At 40.9% G+C, this 6122-nt stretch carries 5 protein-coding genes; 3 read left to right on the plus strand and 2 right to left on the minus strand.

Annotated features, from left to right (window positions below):
• Positions 1-69: 69 nt before the first annotated feature.
• The 3 genes from ACFEL9_RS25660 to ACFEL9_RS25670 all read left to right on the plus strand — a co-directional run bounded on the left by ACFEL9_RS25660 (position 70) and on the right by ACFEL9_RS25670 (position 4387).
• A complete protein-coding gene (locus ACFEL9_RS25660) occupies positions 70-2169 on the plus strand; it encodes a carboxy terminal-processing peptidase (protein WP_385896134.1) in 2100 nt (699 codons plus the stop codon).
• Between the two features lie 28 nt (positions 2170-2197).
• Positions 2198-3247, plus strand: a complete 1050-nt coding sequence (locus tag ACFEL9_RS25665; RefSeq protein WP_385896136.1) for an LIC11966 family surface protein — start codon at positions 2198-2200, stop codon at positions 3245-3247.
• Positions 3248-3337: 90 nt separating this feature from the next.
• Positions 3338-4387 carry an IS481 family transposase gene (locus ACFEL9_RS25670; protein ID WP_385896139.1) on the plus strand — a complete coding sequence of 350 codons (1050 nt, stop codon included), beginning with the start codon at positions 3338-3340 and terminating at the stop codon, positions 4385-4387.
• A gap of 276 nt (positions 4388-4663) precedes the next feature.
• Here the strand turns inward: ACFEL9_RS25670 and ACFEL9_RS25675 are convergent, their stop codons facing one another.
• Positions 4664-5599: a hypothetical protein gene (locus tag ACFEL9_RS25675; RefSeq protein WP_385896141.1), complete on the minus strand. Its 936-nt coding sequence runs from the start codon at positions 5597-5599 to the stop codon at positions 4664-4666.
• Between the two features lie 327 nt (positions 5600-5926).
• A partial coding sequence (locus ACFEL9_RS25680) for a hypothetical protein (RefSeq protein WP_385896144.1) occupies positions 5927-6122 on the minus strand: 196 nt, incomplete at its 5' end.

A 6122-nucleotide genomic window follows, 5' to 3' on the forward strand; every position in this document is an offset into this window, starting at 1 on the left:
GAAGCTGTAGTCTATAGGGGTTTTTGAAAACTTTAATTAGTTTAGAACCGTTTTCAACCACCCTGCGTCATGAGAAAAATTTGTCCGGCAATCCCTGCTTTCCTGCTATTTTATTCTACCTGCATTTTTGCTCAAACCGACCCTGTGCAGGCCAAGGCGATTGTGGTGAAACGGATGATTGAATTAAATCATATCTCACCCCGTCCGGTTGATGATAGTTTCTCCGTGGCTTTGTTTCGATCTGTTTTAAAAATGGCCGACAGGCGCAGACTATTATTTACTGAGCCAGAGTACAAAAGCCTGGCAGTATTTACTACCAAACTGGACGAGGAGTTGCAGGGAAACGGCTGGGCGTTCCTGAAACAATTTGAATCAATTTATAAAAGATCCTTAATCAGGGCAGACTCCATTATCAACCAGGTGCTGCAAAAGCCATTTGATTTTTTGGCCAGTGAAACGATCACCAGTTCAAGAGACGAAACTTTCAACTTCGCTACTGATGTCAGGGCGCTTTCTGCCCGGTGGTCAAAATACCTGAAATATAAAGCCCTGAACCAACTATATGAAATGGCGCAAGCGGATAGCACCGGAAATGCAAATTTGAAAAATGCTATTGCCCAATCAGAGAGTAAAATAAGAGAGCGTCTGAAGCTGGCTGAAAGCAAAGTTCTAAAAAAGATATTGGATCATCCTGCCGGTTTTTCGGATTATGTTTCCCAACTCTACCTCAATGCCATTGCCATGGGTTTCGACCCGCATACCAATTATTTTTCAAGGGAAGAGAAGGAGAAGTTTAAAGAAGAGCTCAGTACTGAAGCTCTTTCGTTTGGACTTAGTTTAGATGAAACGGAAAGAGGTGAGATCGTAATCCAAAAACTGGCGCCAGGCGGCCCTGCCTGGAAATCCGGCGATCTGAATGAAGGTGATGAACTGTTGAGTTTGCAATGGGAAGGCAAGCAAGCTACAGCGGTAGCCGGATTAAGCCTGGAAGATGTATATGATATTCTCGACAAATTTGCTGATGGCCGCCTGGTATTTGAATTTAGAAAAAAAGATGGTACCAAACGAATCGTATTGCTGCGCAAAGAAAAAATTGAGAATGAAGAAAACATCGTGAAGGGATTTGTATTAAAAGGGACAAAGAAGATCGGTTATATCTTACTGCCGGCTTTTTATACGCAGTGGGAAAACGAAAGCGGATCGAGTTGCGCCAATGATGTAGCCAAGGAGATTGTGAAATTGAAGAAAGAAAATATTGATGGCCTGATACTGGATGTCCGTTACAATGGAGGCGGATCTCTCGGCGAAGCGCTGCAACTGATCGGCATCTTTGTAGATGAAGGGCCGATAATGGGAGAAAAATCAAGAGAAGACAAAATTGTTTACCTGAAAGATCCAAACCGCGGTACTATCTACAATGGTCCAATGGCCTTAATGGTAAATGGGCAAAGTGCATCTGCATCTGAAATCCTCGCTGCATCGTTGCAGGATTATAACCGGGCACTGATCGTAGGCAGCAGCACCTTTGGTAAAGCCACCATGCAGCAAATGATGGCATTGGATACTATTACCAACAAGCCAGGCCAAATCGGCAATGTAAAAGATATTGTCAAAGTAACTGTGGGAAAGTTGTATCGCCTGTCGGGTGAAACGGCACAATTAAATGGCGTTACTCCGGATGTTATATTGCCTGATGCGTTTGATGGGTTAGACTACAGGGAAAAATTTATGCCCTACGCATTGAATGCTGATAAGGTGACAAAAAATGCTTACTATAAACCATTGACATCTTTGCCTGCCGTTGAAGTAGCCAAAAAAAGCCAGGAAAGGGTGAATGCTTCTCCTGAATTCCAGGATATAAAAAAGATCACCGCGGCGATACGCAGCCGACGTACCAAAACTGAAACTATTCCATTGAAAGCGGACGCTTTTGAGCAATGGGTAAAGCTCCGGGAACAGGAGTTGAACGCCTTCAAAGGTCATACCGCTGCGAAAACTAATTTGTTTACTGTAGATAATCACAGCCTCGATAAGACTTTGCTGTCAACTACCGCCTACGCCACGGAGATAAATAATGGCTGGTTAACATCGATTGCTGATGATATTTATATACAGGAAACATTCGCCGTATTAGCCGACCTCATTCATTTGCAACAAACCAAAAATTAACAAACCTTAACCGTCAAAAACAACGAACATGAAACTGTATGTAAGAACCAGTGCCGCCCTGTTTATTCTTTTATGCATGACCGCCACAAAAACGATGGCGCAAACTTTTGAAACACCGGTTCAATATATGGAGCATATTGGAAAAGCCAGGCAGGCACTGACAGAAAAATATATGCTTTATCTCAGTGGCATGTCGCATGGCAAAAGCGCCAGGAAGGTAGAAAAAAGAAGACAGGAAGTGTTGCAGGCGATCAGTGACACCCGTTTTGCCATCATGGGAATGCCAGCTTATAAGGGTGACAGAAGTTTAAAAGATACAACCGTCGCCTACCTGAAAATGCTAAACAGCGTCTTCAATGAAGATTATGGCAAGATCGTCAACATGGAAGAAATAGCTGAGCAAAGCTACGACCTGATGGAAGCTTATATGCTGGCGCAGGAGAAAGCCAGCGAAAAATTGCAGGAGGCTTCGGGCCGCCAGGCAGAAGTGCAAAAACAATTTGCTGCCAGGCATGATGTTACCCTGGTGGATGGAGAAACAGAACTGGAAGCAAAAATGAAAATTGCCAGCCAGGTGATGAAACATTATAATGAAATTTATTTGATTTTCTTTAAACCCTATAAGCAGGAAGCCTACCTGATGGATGCGATGAACCAGAAAAACATTAATAGCATTGAACAGAATAATAATTCGCTTGAAAGTTTTGCAGAGCAGGGTTTGGAAAAATTAAAAGAATTGAAAGGCTACAATAATGATGGCTCACTCATTGTTGCCTGCAGAAATATGCTCAATTTTTATAAGGATGAAGCAAAGAAAAGCGCTTCGCTCACTGATTTTTATTTGAAGGAAGAAAGTTTTGCAAAGTTGAAAAAGCAGTTTGATTCAAAGCCTGCTTCTAAAAGAACACAGCAGGATATCGACCAGTTTAATAAAGGCGTTAATGATATCAATTCCGCTGTAAACAATTTTAATGCCCTGAACAATCAACTAAATAAAGAAAGAGAAAATTACCTGAATGCCTGGAACAATGCGGTAAAAAAATACCTGGATAATCATGTGCCGATGCAACGGAGATAAGATTAAATGTAGAAGTTAAGATTTGATCTGACAGTCGGGATTAACTTTAGAGTAACTACAATCTATTTGTTAACCCCAAAATGTCAGATCATGAATCAGGAAACTAAGTTAATCAAATCCCGCTTAGGCTTACTCAAACTAGCGGAGCATCTCAACAATGTCACCAAGGCGTGCAAATTAATGGGTACTAGCCGTGACAGTTTTTACCGAATCAAAGAATTGTATGACACTGGCGGCGAGGCGGCCTTAGTAGAGATCAGTCGACGTAAACCCATTCTCAAAAACCGGGTGGCTCCTGAAGTAGAGGAAGCTGTTGTAAAGATGGCTTTTGATTATCCGGCCTATGGTCAATCAAGGGCTTGTAATGAATTACGCAAGCAAGGAATTTTTATCTCTGCAGCTGGCGTACGTTGTGTCTGGCAACGGCACGACCTGGAAATCTTTGAAAAGCGTTTAAAGGCATTGGAAGCTCGTATTGCTCAGGACGGATTGATTCTTACTGAAGCTCAAATGATGGCCCTGGAACGCAAAAAAGAAAAAAGAGAAGCATTGGGAGAAATCGAAACCGAACATCCCGGCTATCTTGGTTCACAGGATACCTACTATGTAGGAACGATCAAAGGAGTTGGAAGGATTTATCAGCAAACTTTCATTGATACTTACAGCCGGGTGGCCTTTGCCAAACTGTATGATAGTAAGCATGCTATTACATCGGCTGATCTGCTCAATGATCGGGTAATACCATTCTTTGAAGAACAACAAATCCCGCTACTGCGAGTACTAACAGATCGTGGTACTGAATACAAGGGTAAACCCGAACATCATGAGTATGAACTTTACTTGCAACTGGAAGGCATTGATCACAGCAAGACCCAGGTTCGCCATCCACAAAGCAATGGCATCTGTGAACGACTACACCGGACGATGCAAGATGAGTTCTATGCTGTTACTTTCCGCAAAAAGCTCTATGAAACTTTAGAACAGCTACAACAGAATCTGGATGACTGGATGAATTATTACAACAACGAAAGACCTCATAGCGGCAGGTATTGTTACGGTAAAACTCCGATGCAAACCTTTAATGAATCTATTACCTTAGCAAAACAAAAGCTGCTGAACAACTTAGGTCCAGCAGCCTAAACTTTTATATCCTGACCCTATAAAACTGAAAAGAAAAAATCCTCAACTGTCGGATTAAATACTAACTATTACAGATTAAAAAGGGTGTCAATCAACTGACGCCCTTTTTTAAGACTTGCAATTACATATGATGATAGAATATATCCCGGCTGCAGCAACTACAATCATTCAAATCCCCAGCGTCCTAAAAAATATTATGTAGTACCGTTTATAAACATATTGCCCCTTTAGAAGAAAACTGAAACCTCTCACACCGCTTTACATAGGATACCAATGTTAGCGGCGGTTTTTTTCACGTTGAGATAAAACTTCTAAGTAACTACCTATCCATTCTTTCACTAGGTCTTCCGAAGAATAATTTTTCTTGTTTGAAGTCCAGATGTTGTTTTCATTTAAGTCTCTGTCAAACTTATATTCAACCTGCTTAAATCTTTTTTCTCCTTCGTTGATTCCATAGTGGCCCAATTTCTCATAAATTGTCACAACTAATTTCCTGTCTTTAAGCTCATAAAATCCCCTATGCCAGTTAAAGCACAAATAATGACTATCATGTCCAAATTCGTACATTTCCTCCCTTCTTTCACTGAAATTTAAAGTAAAATATGTTTCAGGGTCTTCAAGTGTAGACTTTGCTTCTTTCATTAGGGCAATAATTTTCTTTACCTCATTATCAGATTCGGCAATCGCATTGCCGTTGTAAAAAAACTTCTCTCTTTCACGAACAGCATTCTTTAGTCTTTTGAAACGATTTGCTTTATCCTCAATAGATTCAGGTCTAACATTACCACCTGTTTCCTTAACTTTTTGTTCAATTACAGGCGCAAGACCTTCGGATTTCCATCGTTCAAAGTCAAACCAAATATATGTTTTGGGTATCCATGCAGGAAGGGTAGATGTTTTGTCTAAATTTACAAGAAGTAAAAAGTCCCAACCAAGTTCAAAAGCTCTGTTTCGAATTGCAGTTTCTTCTATCCGTGTCCAAGGAGTAGCACCCCAACCATTTCGATATAGAAGTACTACGATTCTACATTCCTTGTAAAATACCTCATTAAATTTTTTTTCGCCATCTGTTCCACCTAATTCTTCTTGTTTCTTAGAATAGATGAATGCCTCAATTCTGTCCTGAATTAAGTCGTTAATTTGATACGCTATCTGTTCATCTCTTTGAAGAAATGAAAAAGCAACTTCATATTTATATTTGAGGTCTGTCATAAAATCGCCGCTAACGACCGGGGCTTTCTGCTGTGCTGATATTCTGTGTTACTTCAGCCCGGACTGTTGCTGAGTAAAAATAGAAAGCTGAGGTTATATTCCAAAGCTCGGTTTATGTTCGTTCAGCTGGGACTGCAGCTGATCAGAGATATGACCCGTCCTGAAAAAAGTTTACATGTTGGCGCAGAAAATCCTGCATAAGGTTGACAAATATACTAATCCTGTTTTGGGTTGACACAAACCTGCTTTTATTAGCTTGCCTGTGCGTTGGCAAAAAATATTTTCGTAGCCCTTCACAGCTAAAGAAAATATTTTTTTGCGTGGGGCTTAAGGTGCCGGCATAGTTACCTCCTTTTGCTTTTTTGTTTTATAATAATTCTTCCACTTTTTTATCTGCGGCCCCTTTTGACTATGCACTGCATGTGGTATCTGCCAGTTCAGGCTGCTGTTATTTTCCGTCATACTTAGCAGTCGATTAACATCGCCTATAACGGCCACAGCTTTGCGTTCGGCAGGGCATTTG

Origin of the sequence: Terrimonas alba (assembly GCF_042434975.1) — a bacterium.
Taxonomy (GTDB): domain Bacteria; phylum Bacteroidota; class Bacteroidia; order Chitinophagales; family Chitinophagaceae; genus Terrimonas_B; species Terrimonas_B alba.